The sequence below is a fragment of the Agrobacterium larrymoorei genome, assembly GCF_030819275.1.
GTDB classification, from domain to species: domain Bacteria; phylum Pseudomonadota; class Alphaproteobacteria; order Rhizobiales; family Rhizobiaceae; genus Agrobacterium; species Agrobacterium larrymoorei_B.
Genome location: NZ_JAUTBL010000002.1, coordinates 667227 through 687081, shown reverse-complemented (window position 1 = coordinate 687081; position 19855 = coordinate 667227). Strand labels below are relative to the sequence as shown.

Sequence of the window (19855 nt, the reverse complement as noted above, 5' to 3'; positions counted from 1 at the left end):
TTCGGTTGTCTGCAATCCACACTGGGCCCGATGCCACAACAGGGCTCGGCAGACCCCGATTTTAGCTGTTTAGTTCCGGGCAAGGGGGAACAGCTGGCGCGACTACAATCACTGTAGAGCGCCACGTCAGGCACGAAGGCGCGGGCGATCCATTTTCCCGTGCTATGGACGCGCTGCTCAGCTCACAGAGACGTCGACGTTGAAGACTTGCGGGAACATGAACAGACTGGAGGTCGAGTCAATTGGCGAGGCAGCGGAGGAGATCGCTTTTAGGACTTTGATCAGGTCTTCAGCGGATTTTATCAGGACCAAGATTTACGTAAGCCGATTGGGTCTCACTATGAATTCGAGGGGCGGGCCTGTGTCCGCCGCCCCAACAACCGACATAGCTCGCTGGTTCTGGCCCAGAAGCATTTTCCCAATGCATTATAGCCGCCCGCGGAGCTTCCTACGGCTTTTTGGTAGGAAGCCCTGTCCTCAAAACTCTTCCCAATTCTGCTCGCTCGCCTTCAGGTGGGGCGTTTCGGCCTTTGCTCCGAATGCCTGGGCCAGTGTTGCGCCGAGCGCGCGCGCAGGGGAAGCCACCGGGCGGGCAGCCGGCTTGACTGCGGCGGGTGTGAAGCTCGGCTTCGTCGAATAAACCGGCTTTGGTGCAGCCGCAGGAGCTGCGCGTGGCGCAACATGAGCTGAACTCGGTGTAAAGGATGTCGTACGGATGCCTGCCCCTGCGCCCAGATTGAACTGGCCGATCAGGCTTGTGAGTGCTTCGGCCTCGCGGGCGAGCGAGTGGCTTGCGGCCGTCTGCTGTTCAACCATGGCTGCATTTTGCTGCGTTCCCTGATCCATGGTGTTCACTGCGGTGTTAATCTCATGCAGACCGGTTGCCTGTTCACGCGAGACCGTGACGATGGCGCTCACATGGGTATTGATCTCTTCGACCTCGGCCACGATCATCTGCAGCGCCTTGCCGGTTTCGCCGACGAGGCCCACGCCATTCTCCACATGCTTGCTGGAGTTGCTGATCAGCGACTTGATTTCCTTTGCCGCATTGGCCGAGCGCTGGGCAAGCTCGCGCACCTCCTGTGCAACGACGGCAAAGCCTTTACCAGCCTCGCCGGCACGGGCTGCTTCTACGCCCGCATTCAATGCGAGCAGGTTCGTCTGGAAGGCAATATCGTCGATCACGCCGATGATGTTGGTAATTTCGCCAGAGGACTTTTCGATCTCCTGCATGGCGGCCACGGCGCGGCGCACGACTGTACCGGATTGTTCGGCACCGGCACGGGCGCGCTGCACAAGAGCGCCCGCTTCTTCGGCGCCTTTGGCGCTATCGCGAACCGTCGTGGTGACTTCTTCCAGCGCGGCAGCGGTCTCTTCGACCGAAGCAGCCTGCTGTTCGGTGCGGCGAGACAGGTCGTCGGCTGCAGAAAGCATTTCAGCAGCACCGGCATGGATCGCCGCAGCGTTTTCACCCACCTTGCGCAAGGTCTGCTGCAGGCTTTCAAGCGACGTGTTGAAGTTCAAACGAAGCGGCTCGATGAACGGCGTGAAGGCCTTTTCGATGCGGTAGTCGAGATTGCCGTCGGCGAGCGCCTGCAACCCCTTGGCAAGCTCCTCACGAGCGAAAGCCTGCTCAGCTTCGGCGCGCTCTTTTTCAGCCTCGTTGCGCAGACGATCAGCCTCAGTGGAGGCGCGCAAACGATCACTCTCATGAGACAGACGCTGCTTTTCGATAGCAGCATCCTTAAAGACCAGAACGGCCTGTGCCATTTTCCCAACTTCATCGCCTCGGTCGAGAGCGGGAACGTCGACGTTGTTATCGCCATTGGCAAGGCGGCCCATGGCATCGGTCATGCCGACAATGGGCGTGACGATGGCGCGCGATAGTGCCCAGATCAAGAGGATGGCAACGAGACCCGCTGCCGCCCCACCGCCAAGCAACGCATATTGCAGGTTGGCCTGAGCGCCTTGCTGGGCATCGATCTGCGACTTGGCGAGTGCGTTCAGCTGCTCCTTGATCTTTTCGGCAGCAGCACGGAAGCCGTCGACCTGGCCCTTGGCCTGGTTGCGGCCGATCTCGATGATTTCGGAGACCGGTGCTTCCGTCGTTTTGCGAGCGGCCATTTGCGGCTCTGCCAACTGCTTATAGAACACAGTCGCTGTCGCCTCCATCTCATCGATGGATTTCAAAATATCGGGCTGGTCGGCAGCATATCCACGTGCCTCTTTCAATTTCTGCAGCATCACGTCACGCTGAGCAAAGACATCCTTGTAGGTGCTGTCACTCCGGAACAGAAGAAAGCCGCGCTGATTGACGACCTGCTCCAGCATGGCTGCCTTCGCTTCGTCTACTGTCTGCATCAGTTGAACCGTGCGAGTCTGCGTGTCAGACAGGCGCTGTGCGTCCAGCGTTTGAAAGAACACGAATGCCGAGGCCACAAGGCACACACCCATCAAGGCGACGAAGGTCATCATCAACTTGATATTGATAGGCAAATTTTTCAAAGACATCGACAGCTCTTCTTCGACGCAGGACCGCGCATCAGTCATCAGACCGCGAGCCAATAGTTTTCCGTCCTAACCTTCATGTCAGGACGGGATCTGTTTTCAGCCTCGCAAATTGCTGCAAAGCGGTTGATTTTTGCTTAAATTTGAACTCTCTAAAGAAACAAACCCTGACAGTATTGGTCAGGGTAAACGAAGTCTTCCGCAGGGAGCAGACACAAAGCGCTTGCACTGCGCCCGATTGGCCGTCATTGACACTCTCCATGACCAAAACATCCGAAAACCAACGCCTGGACCAGCTTCTGGTCGCCAAGGGCCTGTTTGCCAGTCGCTCTCGCGCGCGCGATGCTGTGTCGCGCGGCACCGTCAGCGTGAATGGCAAGATCGTGACCAAGCCGAGCCTCTGCTTCGCCGAGAACGCGGTTATCGCAATCGACGATCCAGCACAGGATTATGTGTCTCGCGCCGCGCTAAAACTCGTCGCTGCGCTCGATCATTTTGAGCTGAACCCGAAAGGCCATGAGTGCCTGGATGTGGGTGCTTCCACCGGCGGCTTTACGGAGGTGCTGCTGGAGCGCGGTGCAGGCCACGTCACCGCAATCGACGTAGGTCACGGGCAGATCCACCCGCGGGTGGAGAACAATCCGCGCGTGACCAGCATCGAGGGGCTGAATGCGCGTTTCTTGACAGAAGAGGATATTGACGGTCGCGAGATCAGCTTCATCGTCTCGGACGTCTCCTTCATTTCGCTGAAGCTGGCGCTGGCACCCGCACTCGATCTGGCCAAGGATGGCGCGCTTGCGGTTCTGCTCGTCAAGCCGCAATTCGAGGCCGGACGCGATGCGATCAGCAAGGCTGGCCTGTTGAAAGAGCCCGAGACCGCACCGCAGGTTGCCGAAGAGTTGGAGCGTTGGCTCACAGAAGACATGGGCTGGGAAAGCCTCGGTCTGATCCCCTCCCCCATTGCCGGAGGGGATGGCAATGTAGAATTCCTTCTCGGAGGCAGAAAGCCATGAGTACGCAGACCGTCAAGATCCAGAGCCTCGGCGCACAGGGCGATGGCATTGCGCACTGTCCCGAGGGCGCGGTCTATGTGCCCTTTACGCTCCCCGGAGAAACAGTCGCGATCGCTCGGGTAAAGGACCAGGGCACGATCATGTCGATTACGGAAGCATCGCCAGATCGGCGCGAGCCTGCCTGCCGGCATTTCGGACCGGATGGCAAAAACGGCACCTGCGGCGGCTGCTCGCTGCAACATGTTGCGGACGAGCCCTATCATGCCTTCAAACGTAACCTCGTCGTCTCTGCCCTGCGTTCAAAGGGCCTGGATGTGGAGGTCGATCCGCTGGTGATCTGTCGGCCCGGTGAGCGGCGGCGCGTCGTCTTTACCGCGCGCAAGACCGAGAAGGGACTTCTTCTCGGCTTCAGCCAAGCCAGCAGCCACCACATCGTTGCGATCGAGGAATGTCCCATCGCCTCGCCCGCCATCGTGTCGAGGCTCGATGCGATCCGGGCTATCGGTCTGCCGCTCGCATCCAATGCGGAGCCTTTCCGCATGACGGTGATGGAGACGCTTTCGGGGCTCGATATTGCGGTGGACGGCATCAAGTCCGTCAATGACAAACAGCGCCGCGCACTGACGGAAACAGTTCTTTCCATGCGCGGCATCGCCCGGGTATCGCTCTCCGGCGAAATTCTGATCGAACCGCAAAAGCCGGTGATCGAATTCGGCAGCGTCAAGGTCGCCCCTCCCGCGGGCAGCTTCGTCCAGGCCACGAAGGTGGCGGAAGAGGCGATGGCCGAACGCGTATTGGCACATGTCGGCAAATCAAAGCGGATCGCCGATCTATTCTGTGGCACCGGTACTTTCACGCTGCGGCTCGCACGCATCGGCAAGGTGCATGGTGTGGAAGCGGAAGACAAGCCATTGAAGGCGCTGGATTTTGCCGCACGCAACACACCCGGTTTGAAGCCGGTCACCATCGAGCGGCGCGACCTGTTCCGCCATCCTTTGATTGCCAAGGAGCTGAAACTTTACGACGCCGTCGTCTTCGATCCGCCACGCGCAGGCGCGGAAGCACAATGCAAGGAGCTTGCCCGCAGCATGGTGAAGAAGATCGTTGCCGTCAGTTGCAATCCGCTTTCCTTAGCGCGCGATCTCTCCATCCTGGTCGAGGGTGGCTATCGCATTACAAGTGTGACGCCGATCGACCAGTTCCTCTGGTCGCCGCATGTCGAGGCGGTCGTGACGCTGGAGAAGTAACGCGTATTACCACGCCGTATCGATACTGCCGCTACCGACCACGCCGGAGCAGCGGCAACGGCCACCGACACGGCCTTGCTGAACCGGGCAGACATAGGGGCGTGAGCGGTCGGCGCTATCGGGCGGCGTGATGACGCAGACGAAACGCGGCTGCCGACGATCCCACCCGTTGTTCTGATTCTGATTGCTGCGTTGCGAGCGGCTGTTGAAATCCTGCACCTGAACGACATCATTCTCTCCAGGCGAAGATATCATCGGCGAGGACAGCATGCCCGCCTCCGCAATGCCGGACAGTGACAGTATAGCAATCATTGCAAGAGCAGTTTTGCGCATCATGGCGACCTTCTCCCAAGTAAAGATGTTTATCGAGTAACCGGAAACACTTCCCGTTCCGTAAAGACCGACACCTTCTTCTCAAGAGACTTAACGGCGCATGAATGCCTCGAAGGCAGCGCGTGCCTCGCTACTCTGAAGCTGGGCGGCGAAGTGAACGATTTCCTCGTCGATCCGTATTCGAATGGCATCGACGTCACCTCGGACGAGATTGCGGGCGATCTTCAGCGCTTGCGGTGGCTTCGACGCGAGGTTAGCGGCAATCTTCAGGGTTTCCTCCTCGACATCGGCCTCAGAGACGACCTTCCAGATCAGGCCCGCAGCCAGAGCCTGCTCCGCCGAGAAGCCCTCACCTGCCGCAAGAAGCGCGAACGCTCGCTGATGGCCAGCAATGCGCGGCACGAGAAGGCTGGAGGCGGCTTCCGGCACCAGTGCCAGATCGACGAAGGGTGTCTTGAAGAGGCTGCGGCTGGAAGCGACCGTCAGATCACAGTGGAGGTTCAGCGTCGTGCCGATGCCGATCGCTAAGCCATCGACGCCGGAGACGATGGGCTTTTCCACACTGACCAGCGTGTGCAGGAAGTCTCCAGCCGTGAGCCGCCCCTTGCCTCCCGACATGGCAAACCCAAGGAAATCAGCCATATCATTGCCGGCAGAAAAGCAGCCCGGCGTGCCGAGAAAGGCAATGGCGCGAACGTCCTCGTCCGCATTGGCGGCCTTCAACGCATCGATCATGCTGCGATACATGGCATCGGTAATCGCGTTCTTCTTGTCCGGCCGGTTGAAGCGGATGACTTGCACCCCGGCGGCGTCTTGAGGGCGTTCGAGAAGGATATGATTTTCAGACATGGATACTTCCTTCAGCCAAGAACGGCGCGTGCAGCTTCGAGACTTGCGGCACCCGATACGACTCGATCCTTCAGCGCAGCCGTTTCCGCCAAAAGATTTTCCGCCGCAAAACGGCAGAGCGAGGCGCGCTTGGCACCCTGCCCGTCGTCAACGTCTGCAAGCGCGCCCTTGCCAAGATAGACACCTGTCAGTGCGAGGCCGAAGAGGCGCTGGTAAGGAGTCGCGCCAGCAAGCGCGGCGGCTACCCGTCCGTTGGTTTGGGCATCCAGCAGCCAGTCGGTGGCAGCTTCCAGATCGGCGACGCTTTGGTCGAGGTAGCGCGCCGTTTCGCCCAGTTCCGGCTTGTTCGATGCACGAACGTTTTCGGCAATGGCCTTCAACTCTTCGATGAAGCCGCGAACGTGGTGGCCTTCGGAGAGCGGCAGCTTGCGCATGACGAGGTCGATGGCCTGAATGCCATTGGTGCCTTCATAGATCGGGGCGATGCGGGCATCACGCAAATAGCGGGCAGCACCCGTTTCCTCGATAAAGCCCATACCGCCATGCACCTGAATGCCGAGCGAGGCCACGTCCACACCGGCATCGGTGGAGAAGGACTTGGCAATCGGCGTCAGGAGGGCCGCACGTTCCTGCCAGAACTTCTGTGTCCCGGTATCGCTTTCCGCATGGCTCATGTCGATGGCATGGGCGCAGGCGAAGCTGATGGCACGCGAACCTTGCGTCAGCGCCTTCATGGTCAGCAGCGTTCTGGCAATATCCGGATGCTCGATGATCGGGCTCATGCCCGTCGCCGTCGTTCCGGGCGCCTTGCCTTGAGTCCGCTCCTTGGCATATTGGATCGCCTTCTGGGTTGCGGCTTCGCAAATTGCCACACCCTGCATCCCGACGGCGAGGCGTGCATTGTTCATCATGGTGAACATGCAGGCGAGCCCCTTGTTCTCCTCACCCACGAGCCAGCCGATAGCACCTTTCTCCTCACCGTAACGGCCATCGCCGAAGATCATGGTGCAGGTCGGCGAGCCGTGAATGCCAAGCTTGTGCTCCAGAGCATGGCAGAAGAGATCGTTGCGCTCACCCGGATTGCCAACCGCATCCGGCAGGAACTTCGGCACGAGGAAAAGCGAGATCCCGCGTGTCCCCGCCGGGGCATCCGGCAGACGGGCAAGTACCAAGTGAATAATGTTTTCGGCGGCGTCGTGTTCACCCCAGGTGATGTAGATCTTCTGGCCGAAAATGCGGTATGTGCCGTCGTCGGCCCGTTCGGCCCTGCTCTTCAGTGCGGCAAGATCGGAGCCCGCCTGTGGCTCGGTCAGGTTCATTGTACCCGTCCATTTGCCGCTGACGAGATTTTCAAGATAGATAGCCTTCAGTTGCTCGCTGCCATGGGCGGTGATGGCTTCGACCGCGCCCATGGTGAGCGTCGGGCAGAGCGCAAATGCCATGGAACCGGAGTTCCACATTTCCAGCGCGGCGACATTCAGCATATGCGGCAGACCTTGCCCACCGAATTCTTCCGGCGCCGTCAGGCCGTTCCAGCCGCCTTCGGCCCAGCGATGATAAAGACCGGCCCATCCATCGGGCGTGCGAACCTCACCGTCCACGAGACGCGATCCCTGGCGATCGCCGATTTCGGCGAGAGGCGCAACTTCTTCGGTCGCAAAACGTCCCGCCTCATGGAGAATAGCATCGACGAGGTCTTCATCGAGATCACCGAGCGCACCGCTCTGAAGAGCCTCGCCCAGCCCCGCAACGTGTTTCAACGTAAAAGCGATATCGTCTACCGGCGCGGTATACATCCTGCCTCCTCCCGAAGCGTCTGCCTACAATGCAATGTCTTTAGGGGCTAATTGATTTTTACGTAAACGTCAATTTGAAATTTCTCCAAGAGCGCCACGCGTCCTTAAAGCGTGGCGCGATCTTTGAGATTCGCTCATACGCTCTAGGTCCTTGTTATCGCATGTCGTTATCGCAAAACCGCTGCACACTTTTGCTTGGACCGTGCCTTAGGACCGAGACCCGTATTTGCCTCCGCACATCGTAACTCGGTAAAATCGATTCGGATTTTCGCTCCAAAGCTTGGAAGGATCGTCACTGTTATGAAACTGTCATAAAACTCTGGTCTGCATGATCCGGCCTTTCGCCGAGAGAGGCGACCGCTATGCCCCCGCCCGCCTCTCAGGAACAAGACATGGATATACAGTACCCAGCCATTCCCGGCCTCGTTTGGGCCTATCGCTTCCAGCCCGGGAACCAGGCCTGTACGCGTCTTGCACCGACCGCCCAGTGGAGCGAAATGGAAAGCAGCGAGGGCTTCTTCTGGCTGCATCTCAATCTGGTCGACACGCGGGTGGCGACCTTTCTGGAAGCGATCCCCGGCCTTGACGAAAACAGTCGCGCCATTCTGACCACGCATGAGACGCACCCCTCCATCACCGTGGATGAGGGCGCGCTTTACGGCACTCTTGTGGATTTTCAGAGGGAGTTCGATCAGGAGACGCGCGACCTCGGCTGGCTGCATTTCGCGTTGACGGATCGCTTTATCATTACGACCCGGCTTCAGCCATTGCGGTCAGTGGACCGCCTGCGCGCAGCGATCGACAAGAACCCGAAGCGCTACAGCACACCATCGCACATCTTCGAAGGACTGGTGGCGGAGTTTCAGCGCAGTCTGATCACTCTGGTGATGGAGACGACGGAAGAGCTCAACGCGATCGAGGACTATGTCTACGACACCGCGCCGCGTGACGAACGGCGAAGGCTGGCACCCGTCCGGCGCACGGTCGTGCGGTTGCATCGTCATCTTCGAACCGTACTGACCTTGATGCGGCGGGCCTCGGCCGCTGATGAGGATGAAATGCCCGCAGGCTTCGAGGAGATTGCCGGGCGGCTGACGAGCCGGCTGGAATCAGTCGATTACGATGTTTATGCGCTCCAGGAGCGCGCACGTCTGCTGCATGAAGAAATCGACTCCAAGCTCTCGTCCGAAACGAACCGCCATCTTTACATCCTGTCGATCATGACGGCGTTTCTCTTGCCGCCGACACTCGTGACCGGCTTCTTTGGCATGAATACCAGCGCCCTGCCCTTCATCGATGGCGGAAACGGTACGCTCTATGCAGCAGGCTTCATCATAGCGTCCAGTCTTCTCGCCTGGTTCCTGCTGCGACGCGTGGGCATCATCTGACAAAAAGCCGCCCCGCGGGTGCGGGGCGGCCTTATCAATCCCATGTCGCGTTCGATCAGCCGTAAGGCGAATAGCAGGTCTGGCGTGGACCGTGATAGGGCTGGAACGTGTTGCTATACGCATCATAGGAGCGATAACGACCGTAGCACCAGTTCACATGCGCCTGGCTCAGGCCACCGCGGACGACCGGTCGATACTCGCGATAGACCGGGCGCGGACGATATTCCGGAACGGGGCGATAGACCTCACGCGGCTGAGACAGAGCACCGCCAACGATCGCGCCGGTCGCAAAGGCTGCCAGTGGGAACCAGTAGCCATTGTGGTGGCGATAACCGGGACGGTAATCACGGTAGCCGCGATGACCGCGGTAATAGCCCGGACCGTAGTCACGATAGTAACCGCGATCGCGCCAGTACTGCACGTTGACGATGTTGTTGTCGGCCTGAGGTGCGGCAGGCGCCGCGGGCACGATAGGCATAGCCTGTGCCGGGATAATAGATCCGGCAGTAACGACTGCTGAGAGGCCGGCAGCCAAAATAGTCTTCATGTAAGTTTTCATCTGACCTTCTCCATTCACATCCGGATACACAAACGGACGGGGTGAACTACAACGATTATTCTCCTGCTTTTCCAGTTTTTAACGGCGTTGACCCGCCTTATATTCACGATAAGAAATTAAGCCTGAATGCAGCATTAACAGAATGATTACAGATACTTGACCGCTTGCCACCAGGACGGCAGAAGGCCCGGACAAGCCGGGCCTTCCAAGTTACCTGTCTCAGCTATAGGGCGAGACGCACTGACGGCGCGGGCCGTTATTGGGCTGATAGGTGTTGTCATAAGCGCGGTAAGAGCGCCAACGATTTGCACACCATTGCTGATGGCTGCTGCCATAGGATGGGCGGGCCTGATTGGTTGCGCCGCCGATGATCGCGCCAGCCGCAAAGGCTGCGAGCGGGAACCAGTAGCCATTGTGATAGCGGTAACCCGGACGACGTTCGCGATAGCCGCGGTGACCGTTATAGAAGCCTTGGCGACGATACTCGCGATGGTGACGCCAATCGCGTCCGTGGCGCTGGCGCCATTCGCGACGGTCACGCCAATCGCGATACTGAACGTCTACGACGTGGTCTTGCGCCGCAACCGGTGCCGGAATGGGTGTAGGAACTTGAAAGGCCTGCGATGGCGTAAAGCTCGTCAGGACCATGACAAAAGCGGTGGCGAGGCTCGTCTTCCGCAAATTCAGCATGAATTTCCTCCGTTTCTTTGCACATTGATGTTGTGCTGTTTTTATATCTTTCGGCAGAAACGCGGAAACAGCCCGCAGTGACACAGCCTCAGACATTTTAGAAACGGGAAAACTACAAAGTCGTTCCATAGATCAGACTAAAGGCCGATTGCAGGAGCGAAAAGGAAAGGAGGAGGCTTTATGCCTCTACCTTGACGTCGGTCAGCGGCCTGGAGCAGCAGGCGAGAATATAGCCTTCGGCAATGTCTTCATCGAGAATGCCGCCATTGTGGTTCATCTCGACCTCGCCCGACAGCTTCAGCACGCGGCATGTACCGCAGATGCCGGATTCGCACGCCGCACCGATGCGAACGCCTGCCGATCTGGCGGTCATCAGAACCGTCTGGCCTGGCTGGCACGGCACTTCCTTACCCGAGAGCGTAAAGCCGACCGTCGTGAGTGTCTCACCATCAGCTTCGAGCGCGGTTTCCCCAACAGCAACAGGCGGCGCGGCGGGCGCAAAGCTTTCCTGATGATAGCGTGTCATGTCGAAACCGGAGGCTTCGAGCATGGAACTCACCGCCGCCATGAAGGGCTCGGGGCCGCAACAGAAGACTGTGCGATCCATGAAGTCATGAGACAGAAGCGCAATCTTGGCCTTATCGACGAAGCCCTTCAGGCCCGACCAGAGATCGGTGCGACCACAGGACTCCACGATGAACCCCAGCGACAGGTTCGGCATGTAACGCGCGAGATATTCGAGTTCGTGGCGGAACACGATATCGGACGGCGTGCGCGAGCAGTTGATGAAGGAAATGTCGCTGTGCGGTGCGCGATCGCACATATCGCGCACCATCGACATCATCGGAGTAACACCGGAGCCCGCCGAGATGAACAGGTATTTGTCGCCTGGGTGCTTCACATAGGAGAAGTCACCCAGAGGACCAAGCGCGCGGATCTTCATCCCCGGCCTGAGATGATCGAACATCCAGCGCGTGCCGATCGAATTCTTCTGTGCCTTGACCGTGACCGCTACTGCATAGGGACGAGACGGCGTGGACGACAGCGTGTAGGTCCGGAATAGCGGCTCCGGTCCCACTGGCAGTTCCAGCGTCACGAACTGGCCCGGAATATAGCGAAACCAGTTTGTGTCAGTGGAGCGGAACAGGAACGTCATCACATCCGGCGTTTCGGGAGTCACCGAAATGCATTCCAGCATGTGAAGCTTGTCGCTCCAGGGCTTCATCTCATCGATATGCTTATAGGTCACGGGCACGGTCATCTGCATCAAGCCACTGCGGAAAGCTTCTTCTTGTCGCCGGACAGCCGGTCGATCATGAAGTCGGCATACCAGTTGACGAACTGCATGACGCCACCTTCGTCTTCCATGGAGTAAGGACCCGGCTCATAGGCTGGCGAGCGGATGCCGAAAGCGTTTTCCTCGACGATCTGGCGATCCTGATCGTTGGTCTCGTTCCAGACATGGGTCAGGTCTTCGAGATTGTAGTCCACGCCTTCCACGGCATCCTTGTGGACGAGCCACTTGGTCGTGACCATGGTTTCCTGCGGACCGAGCGGCAGCACGCGGAAGGAAATCATGTGGTCGCCGAGGAAGTGGTTCCAGGTCGTCGGGTAATGGAAGAGCAGCAGCGCGCCGATATGGCTGATGGTGACATCGTCGGAGAGTCGGCGGCGAACCGCAGGCTTACCGGACATGGTGTAGCTCTCCGCTTCACCAATCAGCGGCATACGCGCTACGCGGAACTGGCCCTTGGGGTCGATCTTGAAACGGCTTGGCAGGCCTGCCGCTTCGCAGCGCGCCCAGTGGCCACCGATTTCTGGATCGCTGGCGCCGCCATCAGTACCGGTGACGCTCGGGTTTTCCGGATAGGTGCGGCAGAGCTCGGGATGGTTGGCCGCGCAGTGGTAGCACTCGCGATTGTTTTCCCAGACGAGCTTCCAGTTGCCCTTTTCGATGATGGTGCTTTCATGCGCCACCTTGGCTTCCCAAGCCCGGTGTGGCTTCATGTAGGCTTCGACTTCCGCCCGAACCGGCGCGAAATCCATGGGCTGTTCAGCGAGGCAGATGAAGACGTAACCGGCAACGGTTTCGCAGGCGACCGGCTTCAGCCCGAAATTTTCCTTGTTGAAGTCTTCGCCCATGTGGCGCGCGAAAAGAAGCTTGCCATCCAGATCATAGGTCCACTGATGATAAGGACAGACGAGACGGGCCGACTGGCCTTTCTGGCTGGTGCAGACGCGCGAACCGCGGTGGCGGCAGGAATTGTGGAATGCGCGGATGGTGCCATCCTTGCCGCGAACAATCACGACAGCATAGTTGCCGACCTGAACGGTGAAATACATGCCGGATTTCGGCACTTCACAGTCATGACCGACAAACAGCCAATCGCGATACCAGATGGTTTCCATGTCGAGCTGGAAGTAATCCTGATCGGTGTAAAATGGCTGCTCAAGGCTGAAGCCTTCGCGGCGATTCTTCAATTGGCGCAATACGGTTTCACGCAGTTCCATGGCCATGTCCTCGAGTAATACTGCAGCCACCCAACAATCACGGCCGCATGGTGTGGATTGATCTAATCATTGACGTCTTTTTGCAGCACCACATTGCGCGACATTCTGTCCCGCATTGGCGACAAATTGCGACATCGCCCTCAAAAGTACCGCCTTATTTTTTGTGAATGTAAAACAGTGACTTAGAGTGTCATTCAAGCAGCCTACCGTCGCAATGAGACTTCGGCCCTTTACCCATTATGATAGAAGCCACGGAGGCACCGGAAACCCCATATTAACCCTGGTCGGCTAAAAAGCTTATATCTTTCAAAGAGGATATGGCAGTGGAGAAGGAAACTCGTATCCGCTATGTGGACACAAAGTCCGGCAAGATCACGCCCATAAGGTCGAAAACCGCACATTCCGATTTCCTGCGGACCGGACGCATCGGCCGCTTCGAAGAACCGCTGCCGCCCGGCGGAAAACGATACCTTAGCCATGAACACGTTGCGGAGATCACAGCACGTCGTTTGCACGACGCCGGCTCCAAAACGCATTCACGATTGAATGGCTTTCACCCCAGTATCCGTTTCCCCAATATGATCTCTCACAAGCTGATCGATAGCACTCCCCATCTCGGCTATTGCCATGTGACCGCTTCCACAACCCGTTTCGACAAAAGCAAACCGGTTCTATGGTCTTTTTACCTCGCCAATTTCTTTGCTGAACTGTGCGGCGAGGAGCATTTCTTCGAAAAGATCGACCAGACCCGGTCGCGGATGTATTTCGCCGTTGCGATGCAGCCGCAGGGCGGCGGCACATCTGTGGCGATCTACACGTCCATTCATCGCGGCGGCTTGCTGTTCCAGACACAGGATCCGAAAGAAGCCTTGAAGAATGTATTGATGCTGGGTGCCCGTTCCGAGGAGTTGCGCAAAATCATCCGTGCGTTGTAAGGCTTACGCGCTATAACGCCACCTCATTCCCGATAGCGGTTGAGACATTCTACCGATTGCGCAGATCGTCGAGATTCCCAGCTTACGTTAAACCTTCTTACGTTTTCGGGTGTCGTCATCGCAAAACCGCTTCACACTTCTGCGCGACATGCTTTAAGAGCCTTTCCCAAGGAAAGGGCCTTTAAAGATGGCGCGACACATCGATATCGAGCAGCAGCCGGAAGAGGCATTGGATAACGCCGTCCGCGTGCTCAAGGCGGGCTTCCCCGTCGCCATCCCCACAGAGACCGTTTACGGCCTCGCCGCAGATGCGACCAATCCTGCAGCCATCACCCGAATTTACGAGACCAAGGGGCGTCCGCAGTTCAACCCGCTGATCTGCCATATGGCGAGTATCGCGATGGCGGAGCAACATGCGATCTTCGATCCGATCTCGCGCAGGCTGGCAGAGGCCTTCTGGCCAGGACCCATCACGCTGATCTTGCCCCTGAGAAAAGAAAGCCCCATCCATTCATTAGCGACAGCCGGGCTCGATACCGTGGGCATTCGTATTCCCAAGGGCTTTGCCAGCGCGCTCATCGAAAAACTCGGTCGGCCGCTTGCGGCCCCCAGCGCCAATAGTTCCGGCAAGATCAGCTCGACCAGTGCGGCCCATGTGGAGGCGGACCTGGGGCAAAAGATCGACCTTATTCTGGATGCTGGCGCTGCTCCCGTCGGCGTCGAATCCACCATCATCAAGGTGGAGAGCGATGGCTCCGTCCGCCTCCTGCGCCCCGGTGGACTGGTGGCGGAAGAGATCGAACGGGTAACGGGGGTCGAGCTGGTGAGACCGGCAAGGGCATCTGCGGCGATAGAAGCACCTGGCATGCTGGCCTCCCATTATGCACCGGGTGCGTCGGTTCGTCTGAACGCGACCTCAGTTCACAAGGGCGAAGCACTGATCCGCTTTGGGAATAAGCCGGTGACGGGAGAAGGCGATGCGGTTGCCGTGCTCGATCTCAGCCCAAACGGTGATCTTGCCGAAGCCGCTACCAATCTTTTCGACCATTTGAAACTTGCCGATGCGAGCGGTGCTGCCACCATTGCGGTAACGCCCATTCCCAAGACGGGGCTTGGCGAAGCCATCAATGACCGGTTGGAGCGCGCGGCTGCACCGCGATCCTGACCTCGCCAGATACGATTTCCGGAGGAATTCTCATGACGCCAACCGCCATTTCTGACGAACTGCTTCTACGATTTGTCGCTATCGTCGGCGAGAAGAATGCGCTGCGTGACGCTTCCGATCTCGCACCGCATCTCGTTGAGAACCGCGGCCTCTATCACGGCAGCTCGCCGCTTCTGCTGCGCCCCTCCACGACTGAGGAGGTTGCCGCCATCATGAGGCTTGCGAGCGAAACCGGCACGGCCATCGTGCCGCAGACCGGTAACACCGGCCTTGTTGGGGGGCAGACGCCGCGCAGCGGCGGAAGTGATGTGATCCTGTCGCTGGAACGCATGAACAAGGTTCGCGATATCGATCCCATTGCCAATGTGATTGTCGTCGATGGCGGCTGCATTCTGGACGATGTTCACAAGGCCGCGGAAAAGGTGGAGCGGATGTTCCCGCTTTCGCTCGGCTCGCAAGGCTCATGCCGCATCGGCGGCAACCTCGCCACCAATGCCGGCGGCACTGCGGTGCTGGCCTATGGCAATATGCGCCAGCTTTGCCTCGGCCTGGAAGTCGTTCTCCCCACCGGCGAAATCTGGGACGGCCTGCGTCGGTTGAAGAAAGACAATACGGGTTACGATCTCCGTGATCTCTTCATCGGCTCGGAGGGGACGCTCGGCATTATCACCGGCGCGGTCCTGAAGCTCTTCCCAAAACCGCTCGGCCATCAGGTGGCCTTTGCGGGCCTCCATTCTCCGGCAGATGCGCTGACACTCTTCGAGCGCGCATCCACTCTTTGCGGCACCGCACTGACCGGCTTCGAGCTGATGCCAAGGATTGGCGTCGAATTTACCGCAAAACATATTCCCGGCGTGCGCGATCCGCTGGAAACGCCGCATCCTTGGTACGCGCTGATCGATATCTCCAGCTCCGACTCGGCTGAGACTGCGCAAACGATGGTGGAAACGCTATTGGAACAGGGTTTTGAAGCGGGGATCGTGCAGGATGCCGTCATCGCCTTCTCGGAGAGCCAGCGGCAGGCACTATGGCACATGCGCGAAAGCATGTCGGATGCGCAGAAGCCGGAAGGCGGCTCGATCAAGCATGATGTGTCCGTACCGGTTTCGCACGTTCCGGCCTTTATGGGCGAAGCGGCAGCTGCCGTCATGCGCGCCATTCCAGGCGCTCGTATCTGCGCCTTCGGACACTTGGGCGATGGCAATATCCATTACAACATTTCCCAGCCTGTGGGTGCCGATAAGAACGCCTTCCTTGCCCGGTGGAAAGAGATCAACGAGATCGTCCACGGTATCGTGCTTTCCTTCGGTGGCTCCATCTCTGCGGAACACGGCATTGGACAGTTGAAGCGCGACGAACTGGCCACCATCCGCCCGGCGATCGAGATGGACCTGATGCGTCGCATCAAGACAGCTTTCGATCCCGCCGGCATCATGAACCCGGGCAAGGTCGTCCTCTCCTGATCTTGGAGCGTCCTTCGAGCCGCCGGTAACGCTATGACCCTTCCATCTCAGCATCATGCTTCGATGCTGTAGAGCGGCCCTCCACGCTCATTTTTGGCTCTCGCCGCAATGGCTATTGCCGCCTTCCCTCACAGCTGTTGAAGTGCTTTTCAGGACATGCGTTCAGGCCGATCCCTGGCGTTTTTCTCAAGACTTCGTCGACCTGTGCCACCTGTGGGCCGGATGACGCGCCATCGTCCCAATTCAGGAATCTGAAACCTTAAGCGGCTGGGTTTTGCTAACCATTTGGGAATGCAAAGTTTTCTTAACCTCGATTTTTAAGCTGTTTCGAAGATGCGCTGGCTATCTTCCACCCATCAGAGGACGAAAAGTCCCGAACGAGGCCATGAAACGGCTCTCAGGTAAAACAAGGATAGCATGATATGAACAACACCGTTCTGAAGCCCGAATGGGCAGGCGCAACTCTCCGGCTCGATCCGACGCGGTTCCCGCAGCAGCTGACCTATGGCAACAGCAATGGTTCGGCAGATGTCGCTATCACGCTCGATGAGCGCGGCGCCGTTCTGCGCAAGGTTCTTCATTCCAGCGGTCTGCCGCTGTCCTTTGCCCTGCCCGCACGGGCCTTCAAGGGTGTTGCAGCCCGTGCCATCGACCATGGCGATGGTGGCGTGACGGTGACGCTCGAACTTCATCACGACGATCCGGATCTCTGCGTCCCGCTCTTGGTGGCGCATGACCTGTGCGACATCGCCGCCGATTGGCGCAGCTGGTCGGAAAAGTACAATATTCCCATGCTGATGGTGGAAGCCGACGGCGTCGCCCGCCCTCTCGAAGATCATCTCGGCCATGTCCGCACAAAGTCGACGCGCCCGCGCCGCCGCCACTCCTATTTCGCCGATCGCCGCCCACGCTTCCTCGTGCGCCGCAGTACCGGTTCGCTCGGCCTGACCATGCGCATCGAAGGCAAGGAAATTATCGCCCGCAACTGATCCACGCGACGCCGTCGTTCAGCCGGCGTTTCGACTGCGGACGAAAGTGAGCCCGGCACGCGCCTCGCGTCCGGGCTTTTCCCTATGAGAAGATCAATGGCAACATCAAGCCTGCGAAAATCAACAGGCCGACGCGGTTGTTGGATTTGAAGAGCGCCAGGCACTTTTCTACATTGCCGATGTCCAGCGACTTCACCTGATAGAAGAGCATCGCGGTGGCGACGATGAGGCCTGCATATCCAAGCGGGTTAATATTCGCGATTGCGAATGCAAGGAACAGAAACAACGCGGCTGTGCCATAAAGGGCCACCAGCCAGCCATGTGTCCTATCTCCGAACAGAAGGGCGGTGGATCCGATGCCGACGGCTATGTCGTCATCCTTGTCCATATGCGCGTAGATTGTGTCATACCCGATCGTCCAGGCGATCGATGCGACGTAAATCAGCACGGGCGCTACGCCTAGCGACCCGAACTGAGCGGCCCAACCCATTAGCGCGCCCCAGGAAAAGGCGAGCCCTAAGAAAAACTGCGGCCAGTTGGTAAAGCGCTTGGCAAAGGGATAGATCGCTACGAAAATCAGCGATGACAGGCCGAGCAGGATTGCAAAGCTGTTGAAGCACAACAGCACCACCAAGCCAGCGAGTGCCTGTATCACGATGAATATTTTTGCCTGCAACCGGGTTACCCGGCCGGACGGCAGCGGTCTTGAGCGAGTGCGCGCCACTGCCATATCGATTTTGTGGTCGATCAGATCATTATAGGTGCAGCCAGCCCCGCGCATCGCGACCGACCCTGCAAAAAACAGGAAGAGGTGGAACAGCAACGTGGACCAGGAGAACGTGCCGATCTGTTGTGCGGCATTGGCGGCGACCGCCGCCGACCAGAAGCAGGGCCACATCAGAAGCTGCCAGCCGATGGGGCGATCCCAACGGGCAAGCTGCGCATAGGGCCAAAGGCCTCTCGGCAAAATCCGATAGACCCAATTGTTGGATGGCGCGTCCGAAACGCGGCCGGAAAGATCGCTGTTGTGAACCATGGGGACTTCTACCGCATCGACAAAGAACACGGTAGCTCGGATTCAGCTTTTGTTAGGGTCTGTCCTCAGTTCGGTTGAGGCAGGACCGCGCCGCTTAAAAACGCCACCTTCTCCAACGGCGCGCGCGTCTTCTCGAACTCCATCAACCTTGCCTCGTTGCGGGCGATATAGTCGCGATTATCGGGCACCACCCCACCGCGCTTGGTAAGCTGGATCTGAAAGATGTGGAAATTTTCATGGGTGAAGGCCATTTCGGAGCCGGCAAGATAGAATTCCCACATGCGGAAAAAGCGCTCGTCGTAAAGCGCGACCGCCTCCGTCTTTCGGGCGACGAAGCGCTCGCGCCAATGGCGCAGCGTATGCGCGTAATGCATCGGAAGGATTTCGATGTCCTTGACGAGAAGCCCGGTCTTTTCGATCGCCGGCAAAACCTCAGCCAATGACGGGATATAGCCGCCGGGGAAAATATATTTTTCGATGAACGGGTTGGTGGCGAGAGCGGAATAAGGCTGGCCGATAGAATGCAGAAGCATGACGCCGTCATCCTCCAACACCTCCGCTGCCTTGTGAAAATATTCCTTGTAATGCGTCGGGCCGACATGTTCGAACATGCCAACCGAAACGATACGATCATATTTCCTGTCAGGCAGAAGATAGCGGTAGTCCTGAAGTTCGAAGCGAACGATATCCGTCAGCCCTCGCTTCTCCGCCCGGTCCCGCGACACGCGCAGCTGCTCTTCGCTGAGCGTGATGCCGGTGACGTCGACGCCGGAACTCTCGGCCAGATACATGGCCATGCCGCCCCAGCCGGAACCGATTTCAAGGACGCGCTGTCCTGGCTCCGGCATGAGTTTGGCAACGATATGGCGCTTCTTGGCCACCTGCGCCTCATCCAGCGTGAGGCCGGGCGGATTGAAATAGGCGCAGGAATATTGCCAGTCCTGATCGAGAAAGAGATCGAAGAGCTTGGCGCTCAGATCGTAATGATGCGCGACATTCTGCTTGTTGTGATTAACGGGCAGGTGCATCTTGATGCGTGAAGCAATGATCCGCGCCATTCCGCGCCAGACCATGCCGAACGTCAAAGCTTCGCTGAGCGTATTGCTTTTAACGAGTGCGAGGAAGTCGTAAATGTCGCCTTCGACGACCGTCATCCGCCCTTCCATGTAGATTTCGGCCAGCTTGAGCGCTGGATCGGCGGCGATTTCTTCCATCGCCTGTTCATCGGTGAAGTTGAGCGCGACGCGCTTGCCGCTCCCGTCTCCGAAGGAATGAAGTCCGCCCGGCCCTGTCACGATCAGGTTTCCGGTTTTGACGATTTTCTGAAGCAGCGTATGCAGAGACGAGGCCATCGCACCCCCAATAAGCTAAGT

17 protein-coding genes are annotated in these 19855 nt (G+C 58.4%); 7 read left to right on the top strand and 10 right to left on the bottom strand.

The genetic code is table 11. The annotated features are described in order from the left end of the window. Positions 1 to 477 precede the first annotated feature (477 nt). Positions 478 to 2511 (bottom strand): methyl-accepting chemotaxis protein, encoded by a 2034-nt coding sequence (locus QE408_RS11810; RefSeq protein WP_306931392.1) that lies wholly within the window; start codon positions 2509 to 2511, stop codon positions 478 to 480. A 257-nt stretch (positions 2512 to 2768) separates the two neighbouring features. Between QE408_RS11810 and QE408_RS11805 the strand changes: the two genes are divergently transcribed. Both QE408_RS11805 and QE408_RS11800 read left to right on the top strand, forming a co-directional pair. Then, positions 2769 to 3521, top strand: a complete 753-nt coding sequence (locus tag QE408_RS11805; RefSeq protein WP_306931390.1) for a TlyA family RNA methyltransferase — start codon at positions 2769 to 2771, stop codon at positions 3519 to 3521. Continuing rightward, on the top strand, positions 3518 to 4768 hold the full coding sequence (locus QE408_RS11800; RefSeq protein ID WP_306931388.1) for a class I SAM-dependent RNA methyltransferase: 1251 nt from the start codon (positions 3518 to 3520) through the stop codon (positions 4766 to 4768). The genes QE408_RS11805 and QE408_RS11800 overlap by 4 nt, the downstream gene beginning before the upstream one ends. A gap of 6 nt (positions 4769 to 4774) precedes the next feature. Here the strand turns inward: QE408_RS11800 and QE408_RS11795 are convergent, their stop codons facing one another. The 3 genes from QE408_RS11795 to QE408_RS11785 all read right to left on the bottom strand — a co-directional run bounded on the left by QE408_RS11795 (position 4775) and on the right by QE408_RS11785 (position 7746). After that, positions 4775 to 5104, bottom strand: coding sequence for a hypothetical protein (locus tag QE408_RS11795; protein WP_306931386.1), 330 nt, complete (start codon positions 5102 to 5104; stop codon positions 4775 to 4777). An 87-nt stretch (positions 5105 to 5191) separates the two neighbouring features. Further along, complete coding sequence (locus tag QE408_RS11790; protein ID WP_306931384.1) at positions 5192 to 5950, bottom strand: crotonase/enoyl-CoA hydratase family protein; 759 nt, start codon at positions 5948 to 5950, stop codon at positions 5192 to 5194. Positions 5951 to 5961: 11 nt separating this feature from the next. After that, positions 5962 to 7746, bottom strand: coding sequence for an acyl-CoA dehydrogenase (locus QE408_RS11785; protein ID WP_306931382.1), 1785 nt, complete (start codon positions 7744 to 7746; stop codon positions 5962 to 5964). Between the two features lie 392 nt (positions 7747 to 8138). Here QE408_RS11785 and QE408_RS11780 point away from each other — a divergent pair, with 392 nt between their 5' ends. Continuing rightward, positions 8139 to 9134 (top strand): transporter, encoded by a 996-nt coding sequence (locus tag QE408_RS11780; protein ID WP_306931380.1) that lies wholly within the window; start codon positions 8139 to 8141, stop codon positions 9132 to 9134. A gap of 55 nt (positions 9135 to 9189) precedes the next feature. Here QE408_RS11780 and QE408_RS11775 read toward each other — a convergent pair whose 3' ends face one another. From QE408_RS11775 to QE408_RS11760, 4 genes are all read right to left on the bottom strand, one after another. Next, positions 9190 to 9693 (bottom strand): BA14K family protein, encoded by a 504-nt coding sequence (locus tag QE408_RS11775; RefSeq protein WP_306931379.1) that lies wholly within the window; start codon positions 9691 to 9693, stop codon positions 9190 to 9192. Positions 9694 to 9912: 219 nt separating this feature from the next. Next, complete coding sequence (locus QE408_RS11770) at positions 9913 to 10383, bottom strand: BA14K family protein (protein WP_306931377.1); 471 nt, start codon at positions 10381 to 10383, stop codon at positions 9913 to 9915. A gap of 178 nt (positions 10384 to 10561) precedes the next feature. After that, positions 10562 to 11644: a hybrid-cluster NAD(P)-dependent oxidoreductase gene (locus tag QE408_RS11765; RefSeq protein ID WP_306934776.1), complete on the bottom strand. Its 1083-nt coding sequence runs from the start codon at positions 11642 to 11644 to the stop codon at positions 10562 to 10564. A 5-nt stretch (positions 11645 to 11649) separates the two neighbouring features. Further along, positions 11650 to 12894, bottom strand: a complete 1245-nt coding sequence (locus tag QE408_RS11760) for an aromatic ring-hydroxylating oxygenase subunit alpha (RefSeq protein WP_306931376.1) — start codon at positions 12892 to 12894, stop codon at positions 11650 to 11652. 323 nt (positions 12895 to 13217) lie between these two features. On the opposite strand from QE408_RS11760, the gene QE408_RS11755 reads away from it, so the two are divergent. From QE408_RS11755 to QE408_RS11740, 4 genes are all read left to right on the top strand, one after another. Further along, a complete protein-coding gene (locus QE408_RS11755; protein WP_306931374.1) occupies positions 13218 to 13829 on the top strand; it encodes a DUF6656 family protein in 612 nt (203 codons plus the stop codon). Between the two features lie 187 nt (positions 13830 to 14016). Further along, on the top strand, positions 14017 to 14994 hold the full coding sequence (locus QE408_RS11750; protein WP_306931371.1) for an L-threonylcarbamoyladenylate synthase: 978 nt from the start codon (positions 14017 to 14019) through the stop codon (positions 14992 to 14994). A gap of 32 nt (positions 14995 to 15026) precedes the next feature. Then, a complete protein-coding gene (locus QE408_RS11745) occupies positions 15027 to 16457 on the top strand; it encodes an FAD-binding oxidoreductase (protein ID WP_306931369.1) in 1431 nt (476 codons plus the stop codon). A gap of 422 nt (positions 16458 to 16879) precedes the next feature. Continuing rightward, on the top strand, positions 16880 to 17446 hold the full coding sequence (locus tag QE408_RS11740) for a DUF6101 family protein (protein ID WP_306931368.1): 567 nt from the start codon (positions 16880 to 16882) through the stop codon (positions 17444 to 17446). Between the two features lie 82 nt (positions 17447 to 17528). On the opposite strand, the gene ubiA is transcribed toward QE408_RS11740, so the two are convergent. Then, positions 17529 to 18482: a 4-hydroxybenzoate octaprenyltransferase gene (gene ubiA, locus QE408_RS11735; protein WP_306931366.1), complete on the bottom strand. Its 954-nt coding sequence runs from the start codon at positions 18480 to 18482 to the stop codon at positions 17529 to 17531. Positions 18483 to 18547: 65 nt separating this feature from the next. After that, positions 18548 to 19834 (bottom strand): SAM-dependent methyltransferase, encoded by a 1287-nt coding sequence (locus QE408_RS11730; RefSeq protein WP_306931364.1) that lies wholly within the window; start codon positions 19832 to 19834, stop codon positions 18548 to 18550. Between the last annotated feature and the right edge of the window lie 21 nt (positions 19835 to 19855).